Origin of the sequence: Microcoleus anatoxicus (genome assembly GCF_042465725.1) — a bacterium.
GTDB classification, from domain to species: domain Bacteria; phylum Cyanobacteriota; class Cyanobacteriia; order Cyanobacteriales; family Microcoleaceae; genus Microcoleus; species Microcoleus anatoxicus.
Window position 1 is genome coordinate 4227800 of sequence record NZ_CP120853.1, and the last position, 16901, is coordinate 4244700.

Annotated in this window: 17 protein-coding genes and 1 pseudogene; 6 read left to right on the forward strand and 12 right to left on the reverse strand. The window is 41.4% G+C overall.

Features of this window, described 5'->3' with window-relative positions; genetic code table 11:
• Window positions 1-67 precede the first annotated feature (67 nt).
• Window positions 68-394 carry a DUF3155 domain-containing protein gene (locus P2A85_RS18260; RefSeq protein ID WP_377474470.1) on the forward strand — a complete coding sequence of 109 codons (327 nt, stop codon included), beginning with the start codon at window positions 68-70 and terminating at the stop codon, window positions 392-394.
• 198 nt (window positions 395-592) lie between these two features.
• Here P2A85_RS18260 and P2A85_RS18265 read toward each other — a convergent pair whose 3' ends face one another.
• From P2A85_RS18265 to P2A85_RS18300, 8 genes are all read right to left on the reverse strand, one after another.
• Window positions 593-760: a hypothetical protein gene (locus P2A85_RS18265; RefSeq protein ID WP_377474472.1), complete on the reverse strand. Its 168-nt coding sequence runs from the start codon at window positions 758-760 to the stop codon at window positions 593-595.
• 111 nt (window positions 761-871) lie between these two features.
• A complete protein-coding gene (locus P2A85_RS18270) occupies window positions 872-1405 on the reverse strand; it encodes a cofactor assembly of complex C subunit B (protein ID WP_377474474.1) in 534 nt (177 codons plus the stop codon).
• Between the two features lie 161 nt (window positions 1406-1566).
• Window positions 1567-1962 carry a PadR family transcriptional regulator gene (locus P2A85_RS18275; protein WP_377474476.1) on the reverse strand — a complete coding sequence of 132 codons (396 nt, stop codon included), beginning with the start codon at window positions 1960-1962 and terminating at the stop codon, window positions 1567-1569.
• A gap of 313 nt (window positions 1963-2275) precedes the next feature.
• The gene (locus P2A85_RS18280; RefSeq protein ID WP_340523995.1) at window positions 2276-2479 is read right to left on the reverse strand and encodes a DUF751 family protein; all 204 of its coding nucleotides are present in this window, start codon (window positions 2477-2479) and stop codon (window positions 2276-2278) included.
• A gap of 28 nt (window positions 2480-2507) precedes the next feature.
• A complete protein-coding gene (locus tag P2A85_RS18285) occupies window positions 2508-2669 on the reverse strand; it encodes a hypothetical protein (protein WP_377474478.1) in 162 nt (53 codons plus the stop codon).
• Between the two features lie 66 nt (window positions 2670-2735).
• Window positions 2736-4028 (reverse strand): type II restriction enzyme, encoded by a 1293-nt coding sequence (locus tag P2A85_RS18290; RefSeq protein ID WP_377474480.1) that lies wholly within the window; start codon window positions 4026-4028, stop codon window positions 2736-2738.
• Window positions 4029-4039: 11 nt separating this feature from the next.
• Complete coding sequence (locus P2A85_RS18295; RefSeq protein WP_377474482.1) at window positions 4040-4924, reverse strand: DNA adenine methylase; 885 nt, start codon at window positions 4922-4924, stop codon at window positions 4040-4042.
• Between the two features lie 171 nt (window positions 4925-5095).
• A complete protein-coding gene (locus tag P2A85_RS18300) occupies window positions 5096-6031 on the reverse strand; it encodes a metallophosphoesterase (RefSeq protein ID WP_377474484.1) in 936 nt (311 codons plus the stop codon).
• Between the two features lie 226 nt (window positions 6032-6257).
• Between P2A85_RS18300 and P2A85_RS18305 the strand changes: the two genes are divergently transcribed.
• Window positions 6258-7136, forward strand: a complete 879-nt coding sequence (locus P2A85_RS18305; protein WP_377474487.1) for a hypothetical protein — start codon at window positions 6258-6260, stop codon at window positions 7134-7136.
• A gap of 292 nt (window positions 7137-7428) precedes the next feature.
• Here the strand turns inward: P2A85_RS18305 and mrdA are convergent, their stop codons facing one another.
• A complete protein-coding gene (gene mrdA / locus P2A85_RS18310) occupies window positions 7429-9243 on the reverse strand; it encodes a penicillin-binding protein 2 (RefSeq protein ID WP_377474489.1) in 1815 nt (604 codons plus the stop codon).
• A 224-nt stretch (window positions 9244-9467) separates the two neighbouring features.
• Between mrdA and P2A85_RS18315 the strand changes: the two genes are divergently transcribed.
• The gene (locus tag P2A85_RS18315) at window positions 9468-9905 is read left to right on the forward strand and encodes a phage holin family protein (protein WP_377474491.1); all 438 of its coding nucleotides are present in this window, start codon (window positions 9468-9470) and stop codon (window positions 9903-9905) included.
• On the opposite strand, the pseudogene P2A85_RS18320 reads toward P2A85_RS18315, so the two are convergent.
• Window positions 9894-10052, reverse strand: a pseudogene (locus P2A85_RS18320) (transposase); the annotation flags it as partial. The gene P2A85_RS18315 and the pseudogene P2A85_RS18320 overlap by 12 nt on opposite strands.
• 123 nt (window positions 10053-10175) lie before the next feature.
• Here P2A85_RS18320 and P2A85_RS18325 point away from each other — a divergent pair.
• Window positions 10176-11447 carry an RNA-guided endonuclease InsQ/TnpB family protein gene (locus tag P2A85_RS18325; protein WP_377474363.1) on the forward strand — a complete coding sequence of 424 codons (1272 nt, stop codon included), beginning with the start codon at window positions 10176-10178 and terminating at the stop codon, window positions 11445-11447.
• Between the two features lie 189 nt (window positions 11448-11636).
• Here P2A85_RS18325 and P2A85_RS18330 read toward each other — a convergent pair whose 3' ends face one another.
• Window positions 11637-12311: an N-acetylmannosamine-6-phosphate 2-epimerase gene (locus P2A85_RS18330; RefSeq protein WP_377474493.1), complete on the reverse strand. Its 675-nt coding sequence runs from the start codon at window positions 12309-12311 to the stop codon at window positions 11637-11639.
• Between P2A85_RS18330 and P2A85_RS18335 the strand changes: the two genes are divergently transcribed.
• On the forward strand, window positions 12297-12434 hold the full coding sequence (locus P2A85_RS18335; RefSeq protein ID WP_377474495.1) for a hypothetical protein: 138 nt from the start codon (window positions 12297-12299) through the stop codon (window positions 12432-12434). The genes P2A85_RS18330 and P2A85_RS18335 overlap by 15 nt on opposite strands.
• A gap of 305 nt (window positions 12435-12739) precedes the next feature.
• Here P2A85_RS18335 and P2A85_RS18340 read toward each other — a convergent pair whose 3' ends face one another.
• The gene (locus tag P2A85_RS18340) at window positions 12740-14668 is read right to left on the reverse strand and encodes an ATP-binding protein (RefSeq protein WP_377481566.1); all 1929 of its coding nucleotides are present in this window, start codon (window positions 14666-14668) and stop codon (window positions 12740-12742) included.
• 881 nt (window positions 14669-15549) lie between these two features.
• Here P2A85_RS18340 and P2A85_RS18345 point away from each other — a divergent pair.
• Window positions 15550-16833, forward strand: a complete 1284-nt coding sequence (locus P2A85_RS18345) for a chemotaxis protein (protein ID WP_377474497.1) — start codon at window positions 15550-15552, stop codon at window positions 16831-16833.
• Window positions 16834-16901 lie beyond the last annotated feature (68 nt).

Consider the following 16901-nt stretch of genomic DNA (forward strand, 5'->3'; position numbering starts at 1 on the left):
GGATATACTCGGCTCGGATTTGGTAGCTATAATTACAACCTGTCTGCTCACAGAGGAGGTAAAGAAATTGGCCAGGAGACGCAAGCGCAAAAGTCGCCGCCGACAAGAAGGACGCAGGATTTTAGAGTGTGTGCCTCAATATAGCATCGAGAGCGGCGAAGATAAACCCGTAACAGCGGCTCGCAAGTTCATCCATGCTGAAGGCATTGCCCCCCCAGCTTTGCTGTTGGTCAAACGCAATGAGCATACCACCGATCGATACTTCTGGGCTGAAAAAGGTTTATTTGGAGCTCAATACGTAGAAGAGAACCATTTCTTGTTTCCCAGCTTAAAAGTGATGTTGGAGTCGTCTACCGCAGAAAAAATTCCTGTGGTGTCAGCCAGTCGCGCATAGCTCAAAAGCCAGAAGCCAAAACCCAGAACCGAAAACCCCCAAACTAAGAACTAAAATGCTGAGTTTATAACGGTAAATTCAAAAAATTTAGTTCAAAACATTGAGGGCAAAGTTAGTGCAACTTTTTAACAAAAGCTCCAAATAGATCATTGTCTCGAGGGTGTCAACTGCAAATTTAAGCGAAAATTCCTTAGAAAGTTAGGCCCAAGGAGCCATCGCAAGATAAATAGAAGCGATCGTCATCGCAAGGGCGATCGCCACAGTCGGCACTCTCAAGATAATGGCTTTTGTGGGAGCTACTGTTTCGATGGTGTGTTTGAGCATTAGTTGGATGGAACTAATCACGAACACACAAAATTCAAGCATTCATAGTTTAGTCTGCTCGAAGTGTCAGCTATAGAGACATTCAAAATTGAGGTCTCTGACAATGCTAGACCGACAGCATCTAGATTATCAGAAAAGGTGACGTTTAAATTGTCAATCGATCGGTGTCAGAGCCAAAGCTTTTTGCATGACGGCGAGTTCGTCGCGATGACCTCTGACAGTAATTAAGCTCTTGGTTTGGCTTCCCGACTCCGCGACGGATTCCAGTTTGAGGGAGACTTGTTCAGGGCGTCCAGCTTTTTTCCAGTAAAATATTCCTGCCAGTGGCGATAGTAACACCAAAGCGAGAAAAATTTGACCTTGCTGAGGAACTAGCATCGCCAAAACCAGTCCCAGGCACAAAGCGCCCCCTGCACTCAGGAGGGTTAAAAAAATAGCTAAAAACCAACTAGGCCGGACAAACCCTTCAAAAGTGACTTGGTAGTTAGGAGCATCGACGGCTGCAACTCGGTAAGCTCTCTGGGCAAAATACTCTTGTAGTTGGGTTAACAGTGACTCTTGGTTACTCTGGGAAGAGAGTTTAACTTGTTCGGTTCGGTCTTTGACAGAAGCCTTGATGAAAAAAAACAAGCCCACAGCTAACAGCAGCGTCAGCACAAAGGTGGATGGCAAAACAGGATTATTCATCAGCTAAAAGTTTGTGTAAGGGGAATTAAGTAGGAAGAAGCAAAAATGCCCTTCGATAGGTTCTTCGGTGATGCGATTGAGCAAAGCGAAGGCCCACGGGGCAAATCGCTTTGCAAGTAGTGCCGACATCTGAAGAGTTGAGGCATCGGATTAAAATTGCACTAACCGCCGCTGTGGCCGGTTTCTAAGTCTTGGTGCTGATGTCTAGACACCCCTTTTCCCTGAGCAATGTATCCATGCCAAAGATGAGCGAGGTCTTGAGCTTGATGTCGCCACTCTGGGAGAATTTGATACATCCGGCGAGGGCGGCCGCGTCCTTCTACTTTTTTCCAGTAACCGGTGATGACGGCTTCATCTTCCAGGAATTTAAGTGCGCTGTAGAGTACGGTGTCAGAAAGTCGGTAGATGGGGAATTCCCTCTCTAGTTGTCCGATTAGTTCGGTTCCGTAGGAATCTCCGCGTAATAAGACGGAGAGAATGTAGCACACTGCTAGTTCCTTGTTTAGATAAACAGGAGGGGGGTCTTGAAAAAATTGATAGATATGTTCAAACTTCATCTGTCTTTACCGCTGGAGACTCTCTTGATACCGTCAGGTTAACGTGAGAGGAAAGCGGGGCGGGTTGTGCCGCTTCCTATGAACTGAGCTTGGGGGATAATCGTTACTGAATCTAGATGTCCTCTTCCAATCTATCGCAGTGACTCTTGGCAAGTGTGCGATCGACAACGAATTTGGAGTTAGTTCGAGAGTTGATGTTTTAACTCAAAACTCGAAATTCCTAATTTCCCTTTCTAATTTGTAGAGTTTGCATGACTGGTTGGGTTTCTATGGTTTCTATGGTTTCTATGGCTATTCACTCTTGAGCTTGCCTTTAAACCGGACTCAAACCTAACATAGCGCGCAGTGTAAAAGTTAAAAAGACGAAAGTTGCTACGATCAAACTAACTAGGGCGATGGCCGTAGCTGGTCGATCGAGTAGAGGTTTGAGTCGCTCGAACAGGAAAAAAAAGATTCCCAGACAGACAGTAATCAAAAAACGGGGATAACGGGAGACGTTATTAATGAAATCTTGCATGAGCTTGGTGGGGTAAAGTGTACCAGTGTCATTTTTCACTGGTAACACTTGTGAACGAGTGAGACAATTTTGGCACAGCCGGAGCTAAATTGCTCGATCGGGCGATCGGGACTGCATTCGGCTCGATCGGGCCTTTGGGCGATCGTCCTAACAAATATAATTCTAGCGACAAATTTTCAATTGTCGCCACTGGATTGTCCAGTGAGTGCGGGCACATCAACTGCGATCGCAAATTCAGATTGCATCTGTGGGAATTTTAGTCTTTGATTTGCGACCAAATCCAACGTATCCACGCTTGGACAGTGGAGTAACGCCTTTTTATAGTTGTAGAATTAAGATCGGTACAGATCTCTGATATTATTTTACAGATGGTATCTTCTGGCGGAATTTCTCCCTGTTTAAGGGTTAATTCAAATACTAAATAAAAAACTTTTTTTTCTAAAATTTTATTAATCAAATCTATATATTTTAGCTTAGGTCTTTTATGTAAAATTGACCTTCCTTCACTTGTCAAACGAAAAAAAGTTTGTTTTCTCAGGGAATCTTTGTGTTTTTCTATCAGTCCAATATATACACCAGCATTAGTATAATAGTCTGTTTGCCTACGATTAAATTCATAATTTTCTGTAATATCATCTTTGGTTAAATCTTTTTCCAATAATAAGGATAATAAATCTACTACTCTCTCGAATTTATCAGCTTGTGGAAATGGAACATCGGGTTCTGGAATTACTTTAATATTATTGAATATCCGATCGACATCACTCCTTTGTATTTCTTCGGGAGCGATCGTATAATTCTTTTGTTCTCTCAGTTTGAGAGAGTTATAATCTTGATAGTTGCTAAAATTATAAATAAAAAAGCTAAAAACGTCGTTAGAGTATGTCATCAATACCGGAATAACTTTCTTATTCATTTTTTTTGACCACAACCTATAAGGATAGTAAAGTTGTCTAATCAAAAAATCGTCTAGGGCATAGTTCTTAGCTTCTATCAAGACAAAATAGTTTTCACTTTCAAATCCTGCATCTATCTCACACTGAGAATTTTCAACTTTAATTGAATAGGGTTGATTTGTGAGGGGATTTGTAATATTAAAATTAAAAGACTCTGTAGACATTCTACCAGAAACAGTATAAGCTGTTTTTTCACCGACTAAATCATCTATAATACCGATATTAAATGCACAGTGTAATGCGGAACTTTCAGAATATAAGTTTGTGTAATCTATACTCTCTATCTCTGCTGGAAATTCTACAGGCATTACTTCTATTTGACTATCATATCCAACTTTACAATGTATAGAAAAATTCCCAATAACATATTTAGAGCGAGAAATTGGTAAGATTGACAAGTGATTATGTTGAAATATTTCTGGTAAATTGACAGAGTGATCGAACTTTGCCATAAGCCTGCTTTCTCTTTCCTTATTGATGTCCTCCGATGCTATTTCAAAGCAACCATTTTTAGATACCTGTTCTAATATCTTATGCCTTTCAAATAATATTTCCCAAGCTTTATCGTTTGCTGTTTTCTTGCTTTTACTCATATTTATTTATCCTAAACTTCATAATTTAAAACTAATACTTCATCAACCATACCTCTTTTCAAGGCATTTGAGTTGATACTTCTCGTTGCTCTAACTTTTTTGACTGTATCCTGATAATCCTTATACAAATCCAGAATAAAATCTGTACAAGAATTACTCATCATCACCTTGCAACCTCTTTGAGTTAAATCATCAAAAACTTTTTTTAGTCGTTCTTGTTCATCTCTATTAAAGCCATTCACATCATACCCAGTAAAAGAAGCTGTTTCGGAAACGGGATCATAAGGAGGATCTAAATAAACAAAATCTCCTTTTTTTGCACCTTCAATAGCTTTGGCAAAATCAAGATTTGATATTGTAATTTCGGTACTAATTAAGTATTTATTCACGGCTCTTAAAACAGCGTCATCTAAAAAATTAGGATTTTTATACCTACCAAACGGAACATTGAATTGACCTTGTGAATTCACCCTAAATAAACCATTATAGCAGGTTTTATTTAGGTAAATGATTCGTGCTGCTTTTTCAACGGTAGACAATTTTGCATATTTTTTATTTGAACGATCTAAGTCTCTCATATCATAATAAGACTTTTCGCTATTGCTATATTTACGATCGTTGCTTAATTCCTCCATCAGTTCATTTAATGAATCTCTGATCACTTCATAGCAATTAATTAGTTCTCCGTTACGATCGTTGATAACAGCTTTTGGGGGTTGTAGCTCAAATAAGAGTGCGCCTCCACCTATAAAAGGCTCATAGTATGTATGTTTACTTGTCTGCTTAGGAACATACTTAAGAATTTCTGGTAATAATTGCCTTTTACCTCCTGCCCACTTTAAAAAAGGTCTTACTAACGGATTAGTTTTTACTCTTGCTAATGTACTGTTTTTCACTTATATACCTCTCAAGCTACTTATCAAAGAACAATACATTCTACGTTGAATTTTAGTTCAAGTCAAGAGGTAATGCTGATATTTATTTAAGATGAAGTCGCACTTAAATATATCAACAAAAAAACCTTGACATATTTTTATTCATCTGATATCTCTAAAAAAAAATGTGAATTAAGCCGATCGCACTTCAATCACGCCCCGATCGAAAACCCGCTTATCAGTACCGATCGCACTCACAAACATTCGGTCTTCATAAACATCAAACGTAGCAAAACTCAGCCGACTAGCAGCATACTCCGTCCATTCAGAACGCCCCACCGGACGAGTACCAGCACCAGCACCACAAATTAAATAAGTCGTACCATTAATCGAGCGAGTCCGTTCATAACTATGCTCATGTCCGTTAATATAAAGCTGCACGCCGTACTTTTGAAACATGGGTGTCAAATTCTGAATAAAAGGTTGATTTAATCCGTAAATACCAGAGGAATAAACCTGGTGGTGTCCGAAAACAACTTTCCAAGGTGCAGTGCTCTGGCTCAACTCTTTTTCCAGCCAAACTAACTGATTTTTCCAGTCAGCATTATCATTAGTATCTAGGGCAAAAAACTGGACTGATTCGCGCCGAAAAGTGTAGTAGCGACCTGCCATATTAAAGCCGGGATATTTAACTTGCAAGTCGCCGTTAGCAGTACGGATATCGTGATTTCCCAGACAAGCATAAAATTTGACACCTTTCTGTAATAAGGGCTGATAGGGTCGTTCAAAAACAGCATTAATTTTTTCAAATTCGCCGTTATTATAGATATTGTCACCGGCGAGAATAGCCAAATTAAAGGAGTTTTGCCCGTGATATTGCGCCATCGCCTCAGCCACAGCATATTGTCCCTCGGCACCAGTACCCGTGTCTGCGATCGAAATAAAGCGTAAAATAGGTGGTGTGGTGGGTAAAGGAGCGATCGCCCTTTCTCCCTCAACAGCAGAAAGTACAGCCGCATTGGCATCTGTGCCCCAAGAAGTCTGAAGCTGAAACATTTTCCAGATTCCAGCCAAACCTAAGCTGCTGAGACTGCCTAAAATCAGAAAGTAACGACGTTTGATGCTCATATTGATTCAGTGACAACTAAATAAAATGATAAATTAAGATTGAGATCTAGCAACAACCAAGACAGTTAGGACGTTCTTAGTCGCTGCAACTCTTGCTGTGATTGCATTTTCCTTCTTCCTTCCCCCAAGGGCGGTAGGGGGGTGAATTATTCCTTGTTCCTTGTGCTATAACTCAACTAAAATTAATCGGATTTAAGTAGATTTGCAAGGCCCAAAGGCAGAAAAAATGTCAGAAGAACAACCAAACCAGCCAACTCCAGAATCCTTTGAACCTCCAACAGCGGAGATTGACTCAGCCCCAAACTCTGCAACTCCTGAAAGTATGGCAGCAGAAATTAACACGATTCCCACACCAAAAGTTGCTGTAAAATCTGATAGTAAGTCTGTAGCAACCAGCACTCAAGGTGGTTTTTTAGAGAAAGTCGGTTTACTTTGGCAAAGTATTGTGAAGCTAGTGCGATCGCTGTTACCCGCATCCATCACCCAGAAGTTATCCGATCCCATTTTGAATGCAGCAATAGCAGCAATTGCGATCGTCACAGTCGGTTTAAGTCTCAATATTTTTTCGGGACAACCAGCGGAGAAAATAGCCAATGCGCCTGTCCCGAAAGTGATAGAATCGCCGGCCAATTTTTCCGATTTTGTGGCACCGGAAACGCTACAGCAGCCACAGCCTATCGCCAAATTGCCAGAAGCGATCGCATCGGAAAAAGCCAAATCTGAATTCAAAAGCAACTTACCGAATTTAGTGGCACCGACAGCACCGAAAGCGGTAGAAATTGTCCCGCCACCACCACTGACACCGGAACAGTCTCTGATTGCTGGGATTCAAAATAAAGTTGATGAAATTACCGCAAGACTTGGTGGCGGTTTAGTTAAGTCCTTTGAAGCTAATTTTTCCAGTAGTCGGTTGACAGTAAAAGTAGCTGAAGATTGGTATGGGCTGAGCGAAACAGAACAAAATCAGATAGTAAATCAAATGTTTAAAGAAGCTAATTTACTAGATTTTAGTAATTTAGAAGTTTTGAATAAGGAAGGAAAACTAATAGCTAGAAGTCCTGTTGTTGGTTCAGAAATGATTATTCTGGATAGAATTGGAAGTTAGTTATTGGTTGTTAGTTATTGGTTGTTGGTTATTGGTTATTGGTTGTTGGTTGTTGGCGGTTCCCGGCCCTTCGACTCCGCGGTTCCTGAGCCTTGCACTGAGCCTTGCACTGAGCGAAGTCGAAGGGTAGCCGAAGGGTAGTCGAAGGGCAGCAACCGCCAAGTCGAAGGCTTGTTGGTTGTTGGTTGTGGGTTATTGTAACTAACAAATAACAACTAACAACTAACAACTAACAACTAACAACTAACAAATGACAACCAACAAATAACCAATAACAACTTAGTCATGACTATTAAGGCTTCTTAATAGTAGGTTTAAAACCTTGCTTTTGGAAATAAGTTCGGAATACCTCATGAGCGACTGGTGCCGCTGACACAGCACCAAATCCACCGCCTTCAACTATAACTGCGATCGCAATTTCCGGTTTGTCAGCAGGAGCATAACCCACATACATAGAATTGTCAGGATGACCGGGCATTTCCACCGTCCCTGTTTTGCCAGCACTCAAAGGAATAGTACCATCATTCATGGCTTTGCCAGTACCTTTTAATACCACATCAGTCAATCCCTGGCGAATCACATTCAAAGTAGCCGGCTTAATACCTGTTTGAACTTTTTTAGTAATTGGAGTATTAGTTTGAGAAGCCAACAAATGCGGCTGCACTCGCCAACCACCATTGGCAATAGTTGACACCATCACAGCCAATTCTAAGGGAGTACAAAGTACCAAACCTTGACCGATCGCCATTGTTACCGTATCGCCCACATACCAATCTTCTCCATACATTTTCCGTTTCTCAGATGGGATCGGAACTTGACCGTGATTGGCGGCATCTAACCCTAAAAGTTCTAAGTTAATAGTACCGCCAATTCCCATTCTCTTAGCCCATTTAGACATTTCTTCCGGTCCGGCGGCCATTCCTACTTGATAGAAAAATGTATTGCTGCTGTAGGCTAAAGCATCGCGGAAACCGATCGCACCGTAACCAGCACCGTGTTCGTTAAACGAAATTCCGCCAATGGTAATTGAAGAAGAACTAACCAAAGTCGAGTCAGGAGAAAATTTGCCCGACTCCATCCCGGCTACAGAAGTCACAATTTTAAAAGTGCTACCGACTGGATAACCTTGAACAGCTCGATTTAAAAATGGTTTGTCAGGTCCTTGCAGTCGGTCCCATTCTTTTTGACTTACCTTACGGGTGAAAATATTGGGGTCAAATGTCGGCCAACTACCCATGGTTAACAAGGCTCCAGTTTTAACATCGATCGCCACCACAGCACCAAGGCGATTTCCCAAAGCTTTTTCGGCAGTTTTCTGCATATCTAAATCTAAAGTTAGCTGTACAGGCTTGCCGGGAATCGGAGATTTTACACCTAAATCTTGGATTTCTTCACCCTTAGCATTGACCTCAATCAAACGGCTTCCCCACACACCCTCTAAAGTGGGATTAACTAATTTTTCCACTCCCATTTTACCGACGATCATGCCCATCGGATATCCAGGATTAGCTTTTAATTCATCTAAAGTAGCTTCGCCGACGTATCCCAAAAGATGCGATGCTAATTCCTTATTGGGATAGTCGCGGCTGGATTCTGCACGAATCTCTACCCCCCGCAAAGTATTGGCTTGTTCTCCCAAAGCGACGAAGGTTGCAACATCGATATTCTTACTAATTGGGACTGGTAGGGCAGATTTATAGCCTGCTTTTTCGATTTTTTTGAGGATTTCATCCACAGGGATGTTGACTATGGGGCTGAGTGTAGTGGCTGCTTCTTGCCACTGCTGGGGCGATCGCTCTTTTGGCCACAAATATACCGATCGAGATACGCGATTGGCCGAAAAAATTTGCCCGCTACGATCTAAAATCTGACCGCGCACTGCCGCTACAGAAACTGGCCTAATCCGGTTGTTTTCTGCCCGTTGTCGGTTATAAGCTCCCTGAACCAGTTGCAGTTCAGCTAGCCGAAACAGGGGCAATGTGATTAAGGTAGTCACCAGGAGCATAAAAACCATGACTTGGAGCGATCGACTGCGACGCTGTGCTGGATGATCCAAGGCATTTTTGTCTAATTTGACTTGAGATTTAAAAGAAAAGTCACTAGCCATATTACTGAATCTACTCTTTTTTTTTCAACTAACAGGTTGCAGCGGTTCCCATCCGGGAAAATTTGCCGATCGCCTAGGAGTTTTTTTTCTCAGAGTAAATCAAACCCAGATTCTGCCGATGGGTAGAGGAATTAGGGAGATTGTTTAATTAAGCTAAGTTTAAAGCTCTTGAATATTCAAATATCAAATTTTTTGACAAGACAACTGTGAAGGAGGTATGGGCTATGGAACCGATGGATTTGTTGATTGCTTGGCTGGTGACAGGTAGTAGCTTGCTGCTAATTTCTCAATTGCCGATCGGCGTTGAAATTGACAGCACACCGAAAGCAGTATTTGCTGCGGCGGTGTTGGGGATTTTGAATGTTTTAATTTTGCCCATTTTAAAAGCCGTTTTTTTAGTGCCGAACCTGCTAACCCTGGGCTTACTTTCGGGCCTATTTGCGTTTGTAATGAACGTGATTATTTTTGCCACTGCTGCTAAATTGGTTGAGGGATTTAGCTTGCGGATGGGGATGTTGAGTGCGGTACTAGGAGCCCTCGCCTTGGCTGTAGTGAGCAGCTTCATAAGAAAAGGATGGGAGTGTGGAAACGAGCGTGTCTTCAGACCTGAGAGGAAACACGACACAAGGGAATTTATTCCCCTTGAAATATTAGTTTACTAAATGATGTGGATTTTCAATATATTTTTTAACAGTTTCGCTGCTGATATTACCAGCACTGCTAACAAAATAACTACTTGTCCACAAGCTAGGTAATTTTAGCAAGTGTGGAAAATATTTTCTCAATAAATTACTAGACCTACCCTTAAATGCTTTACATGATTATGGGTTCTGTATTCTGGGAGAGGGAGCATATTTATTTAATTTGGGGTTGACAGAATCACTATAGTTGATTACCATAAATAGATCAACAAAATCGTGATAGTCGAATTAATGGCTAAAACAATAGGAGTGCAGCAAATCTTGTTGTCTCTAGATCCAGAAACCCGTGCGTTGATAGAATATCTTTGTCAACAATCAGGTAAATTGTACAATACAGGGATTTATTTCGCTCGTCAAACATTATTTAAGACAGGTAAATTATTAACGGGAAAGTTTGATTTAGCATTTGAACCATCGGTATCAAAATCTTTGTTGGCACAATCAATGCCATCAACACCGATGCAGCAGACCTTAATGTCGGCAACAGAAGCATTCAAATCTTTCAAGAATTTGAGAGATTTACATAAAAAAGGTCAATTACATTTTCGACCCAAACCTCCTGGTTATCTCAATGGTTCTAAACTATTCAAAGTTGCTTACCCTAATTCTGGGGGACAAAAGCCAACGTTAATTAACGGTCAACTTAGGTTTGCCCTGGGACTAACAGTTAAAAGATGGTTTGGGGTATCTGAATTTTTCTTGCCTATGCCATCAAATCTTGATTATTCTAAGGTTAAAGAATTTACTATTCTTCCTAAGAATGGTGCTTTTTATTTAGAAATGTCTTATGAAGCAAAGAAACAAAACCATGAATTAGATATCAACAAAGCGTTGTCTATTGACCTGGGAACTGCCGATAATTTAGCAGCTTGTGTTGATACCTTGGGAAATTCTTTTTTAGTTGATGCTAGAGTGATGAAAGCTCTGAATCAACTTTGGAACAAAAAAGTATCAACTCGTAAAGAAGGTAAGCCTCAAGGATATTGGGATAATTGGTTAGACCGTGTAACCCGTAAACGCAATCACCAAATGCGTGATGGGATTAATAAAGCAGCCAAACTAATTGTTAGCCACTGTCTTAAATATGGTATAGGAACCTTGGTGATGGGTTGGAATGAAGGGTTTAAAATTAATGCTAATTTGGGTAATTTGAATAATCAAAAGTTTGTTCAAATGCCTTTAGGTAAACTAAAATCCCGCGTCAAACAACTTGGTGATTTACACGGGATTAAATTTGTTGAAACTGAGGAAGCCTACACTTCAAAAGCTAGTTTCTTGGATGGAGACTCCCTACCCAAATACGGTGAAAAACCGATGGGGTGGAAAGCATCTGGAAACAGAATTAAGCGTGGACTTTATTGGACTGCTGATGGTTTTGTTGTTAATGCTGACCTGAATGGGGCAGCCAATATTTTAAGAAAAGTATCGGGAAGATTAGGTTTGTCGCTTGATCAACTCAGTAGACGATCTTTGGCAATCGTAGCGAGAATTAGATTAAACTAATTCTGTCCGCAGAATCTCAGCGTCTTCAGACCTGAGAGTGTCAATAATGGCGTACTAATTTAGCCGCATTCCCCGATGCACCATCGACTTAGGTAGGGGCAATGGCGGGTGGAATTTCCTCCGCTACTTGACGATCCCCTACCAAATAATCTAGGTAATTAATCCGAACTAATAAACAATTAATAATAACTAACAAATACCCAATTTATAGGCGGCAACTTTATTGTCAATTCCAGTAATATCTGTACCTACAACCACAGCTTTAGCCCCTATATTTAAGGCTTTTTTTGCCATTTCTGGGCTGGAAATACCACCTTCGCAGATAACTGGAACGTTGATTTTTTTAATAATTTCCGCCAGCAATTCAAAGCCTGGTGGGCGGAGATGTTTGGTTTCAAAAGTGTAACCAAAAAGAGTAGTTGCTACTGTATCAGCACCTGCTTGGGCCGCCGCGATCGCCGCTTCTATGGTATCTACATCTGCCATGACTAATTTGCCCAATTCACTGTGAATGCGAGCAATGAATGTCTTTAAATCTGCTTCTGGTAGGGGACGGTTTCTGAGAGTAGCGTCAATAGCAATGATATCAGATCCAGCATCGGCGATCGCCCGCGCGTCTTCAAATCGAGGAGTGATGTAAATCTCGCATCCCGGTAATTGCTGCTTCCAAATCCCGATGATGGGGGCAGATATTTGTTGTCGCACTGCTGCAATGTGGCTGGGAGTATCAATTCGCACCCCAGCGGCCCCTTGATTGACAGCCGATCGAGCCATAGCAGCAATCACCATCGGATCGTGCAGTGGCGAGTCAGTAGGTGCTTGACAAGAAACAATTAATCCTGTAGGAATTTGACAATTAATCATAAACAAGGAGGAATTGGTAATGGGGAATTGGTAATGGGGAATGGGGAATGGGGAATTGGTAATGGGGAATGGGGAATTGGGAATTGGGAATTGGGAATTACTACATCACTGCTTTTGGGCTAATTTTTTATACAATATTGTCAATCTCAGCATATATCAAATTACCTATAACGTAGATATTTTACAACAAATATATTACATTTAATAACTTTTGATTGCCTCTGTGAGAATCTGCCTGCATTACCAATTCCCAATTCCCCACCCCTTGAGGGGGTTGCCCAATACCCCATTCCCTAGGGCGTGTTTTCTTGCCTGATCCATCAGATCCTGATCCCCCTCGCATCCCCCTTAAGAAGGGGGACTTTGAGCTTCTTTCTCCCCCCTTTTTAAGGGGGGTTGGGGGGGATCTCCGGGTTTGAAAACACGCCCTAGGCCCCATTACCATTAGCCATTAAAGCAACAACTTTCTCCAGCAATTGCTGCGGTTTAATCGGTTTTACCAAACAATCATTAGCTCCCGCCGTCACCAAATATATCTCACTAGCTGGAATTTCTTTAGCAGTTAAAGCGAGAATTTTTATGTTTTCAGTAACTGGTTTTTGGCGCAATTTTTGGATAATTTCTCTGCCATTCATACCGGGTAAACGCATATCGATAATCACCGCATTCGGCTGCAATAGTTCAATTTGTTCTACCGCCCCCGAACCTTCAATCATCCACACCACCTGAAGTCCCGCTGCTGTCAATATATCGCAAATCTCCATGGCAGTTTCTTCATCTTCTTCTATCAGTACCAGACTACCTCGCAAGGAGGAAGAATGCAGGGGTAAAGATGAGTTTAATTTTTCATGCTTTAATTTGGAGTCTTCCTCTTTAGTCAGATGCTGAAGGGGTATGAAAACTGTAAAAGTAGAGCCTACATCTACGGTGGAGTCTACTTCGATCGCACCGCCGTGGAGTTCTACTAGCTGTTTAGTTAATGCTAATCCCAAACCAGTGCCACCGTATTCGCGACAGTAAGGAGAATCCAATTGCTGAAATTTTTGAAACAAGAGATAACGCTGATCTTCGCGAATTCCAATGCCCGTATCTTTGATTTGAAAAACCGCGATTCTGCCTGGGGATATAGTATCGGGAACCTGCACTATTGGTGTGCGCTTGTTATCTTCTGTTACCCAAATCCGCAGGATAACTCTGCCACCTTCGGGAGTAAATTTAATCGCATTTCCTAAAAGATTAAAAAGAATTTGTCTCAAGCGACGTGGGTCAGCGGTGAAGAGGTCCCATTCTTGATTTATCCGCTGTTCTTGTACCAGTTCTACCCCTTTTTCCACAGCTTTTTCCTTGAGGGCGTGCAGACTTTGAGATGCTAATTTTGAAAGAGAAAATTCGCTAATTTTTAAGACTGCTTTTCCTGCTTCTACTTGTGATAAATCCAAAATATCGTTAATTAATTCTAATAAGTGATCGCCGCTGTCGCGGATAGTTTGTAGGTACTGTCGCTGTTTGGCGATCGGCACTTCTTTACTGCCAACTTTGCCATAGGACCAGCGCAGCAGCGTGTCGGAAATGCCGATGACACAGGTGAGGGGAGTCCGCAATTCGTGACTCATAGCTGCTAAAAATTCGCTCTTGGCGAGGCTAGCTGACTGGGCGGCGGCGAGGGCATCGCGAAGTTCTGTGGTGCGTTCAATTACCCGCTGTTCTAAGGTGCGCTTTTGCTGCTGCACTTCAGCATAGAGTTCGGCTTGATAAATGGCGATCGCCAAATGTTCTGCTATTTGCTGCAAAAATATTTTTTTACTTTCTTCCCAGTCGCGACAAGTAGAATGGTGGGCAATTAGCAGTCCCCACAATTCATCTTGAACCACGATCGGCACTAGCAATTTAGCCCGTACCTTAGCTTGTCGCATCAAATTTAAAAAGCAGGGTTGGGAAGCATAGATTTTTTCCACATCTGTAACGGCAAATGTTAAACCTTTTCGATATTTTTCTTGGTCAATAATTTCCTGGGGTAAGCAATTAGCATCTTCGCCAAAATTCAGAACAGAGGAAATAGTATTATTTGCTAAAGATTCGTAGGTTACGCGACCTAAATACTTGCGATTTTCCTGATGTAATGGCCTGTTTACAGGATGATTAAATAGCGTTAAATTTTCTATATATAAGTCGTACTTGTCCGTTTTTTGCGCTTTTTCAAATTGATAAATTATCAAGCGGTCTACTTCCAAAAAATCTCGCACTCGTTCCACTGCTTTTGACAAAATTGCTGGCAATTCTAAACTCTGACGAATCTGAGTTGTTACCTGATTTAAAAGTCGCTCCTGTGCGAGTTGCTGCTGCAAAGCATCTTCCACCGGTTGACAAAATGCTACACAAGAATTAGGGATACTAACTTGACCTTGACCAACCCTGTCTAAATTGTGAATTTTCAAAGTTTCTTCCTTTCGCACTTGTTCCGATAAATTGCTCTCTCTCGTCCCTGGAGATACAGCAAAAAAATCGTTTTTTATCCTAGAGCTATCGGCAATAATTCCCAGCAAATCGAAGGTAAATTCACTTTGAAGTTCCGGTGAATTTTGCTTGATATTTTTTAGTCTTTCTTTGAGGGGTATGGGGTCTAGGGTGAGTGATGTCTCTGGCGTTGTTTTGGAGAGTTTGTCGGCGAGGGGAAACAGAAAATTTGCGATCGCCTCCGGATCGAAAGTCAACTCCACATTCCATAGAAGAGCAAGATTATTTGCACTTTCTTGATGGTGGTTTGTTCCGAAATTATCTTGCTTTGCGCGCACCAAGGCGTTAAACTGATCGGACACCACGGCTGCAAACCTTTCGCATGAAATTTCTTCCTCATTCTCCAAGGCCAGGAAATCTTGCTCTCCCAGCAAAATCGCCCCTGGAAGTTGAGCCATTTGCTGTAACAACTGGCACACAACCTCAAAGGTTGTTAGTGCTAAAGTAAGATTTAAGGTTTTTGGTTTCAATCTAGGTATTTTCCCGGTTGCTTTAAATAATCAAACAAGAACAACTGTGTTTTGGGGATGTAACGTCAGTTGCAGCAGCCACTACCACTTCCAAAAACTTCTGAGGCAAGTAGTAGTCTAGAAATTTTAGGCTTGAACTTCAAAATATTCCTCAAGATAAAAAGCTTATCTGGTGGGGAAGGATAAACAATCTTATTTTAGTATAATGTAAATATAGAAGTTGTTAACTTCTACTTATTGACACTACAGGGTAAATGAGCAATCTAAGTAACCTCACCCCCGATTCCACAATCGGACATCTGCCGTCTCACCAGTTCCAAGTGAGTTCTACAACTCTGGGACAAGTCGTGGCTCAAAAATTTGGGCAACAGCCAGAACTGCCAGGAGTCATTATTACTCATAACTCCCAGGTACTGGGCATGATTTCTCGCGTCAAGTTTCAAGAGCAAATGAATATTCCCGATCGCGTAGAACTGTATGGGGAGCGCCCGATTAGATTTCTGTTAGATTTTCTGAGAATTCCCCCTTTGTTGCTATCGGAAAAGTGGAAAATAGACGATGCAGTACAAGCAGCTCTTAATCGACAAAAAGACCTGATGTACGAACCCATTATTGTGGAAATGGAAAACCGCAATTTCCGCGTTTTGGATGTCCATACTTTGCTGATGGCTCAGTCTAACATTTTAACACAAGCTAACAAAATAATTCAGAAATATCGCTTAGAAAGACAAAAATATATTGCCAAGATTCAACAAGAACAGGCAAAAGTCCAAGAATACAGTCAACTGTTAGAGTCGCGGCAGCGTCAAGCGGAGAAGTCTCATCAAACTCCCAATCCCCAGCAAGCTGCACTGGTCAAACAAGCTCAAGAAATTTCTCAACAAAATCAGCAATTTTTGAAGATTGCCAAGTTGATTTCGGCAGAAGGTCGTGTGGCATTTCAGGCTACTTTTCAGGGCGCTAATGCTATTTGCAACAACACAGATAAAATTTTAGGGGTTGGCAAAGCAATAGCTAATGATTTGGAAACGGTTAACCGCACTTCCAGAACAATCGGGGAAGCGATCGAACAAGTGAGGCATTTAGCAGTACAGGTGGCGGTAGTGACAAATCAAATGGGAAATCAACCTAATGGTTTGAGTCAAGTGAGTTCCGAGATTGCGAGACTTGCCAGTAAAACTTTTGAATTGGGGACTCAAATGGAGCAAATAGCAAGCAGATTTAAACTGCGCGTTCAAGCACTGACAGAGGCAGCCAGAGCTGGTGCTAATGTGGCTAAATCAGTTACAGAAAAAATCGAGCGGGCGGAAATGGCTCTGTTAGATTTGGAAGAATTTATATCGGAAAAAGATGTAAATTCTTCCAAGTCTAAAAATCAAATACATTTGAATGAAAGTGAAAAATCGACTTCTCTAATTCAAGAAATACAGCAGGCAGAAGTAGCTGTTTCTGAGTTAGAACACATCGTCAAACAACAAGATTCATCGCAATATCTGATTCAAAAAATTCAACAGGCACTAAAACACAAAAAACTATGAGTTAGAGGTGAAAAGTTTTAGCTATATTCGACGAGCTTTACCTGTTATTTGATGTGAATGTAAGATTT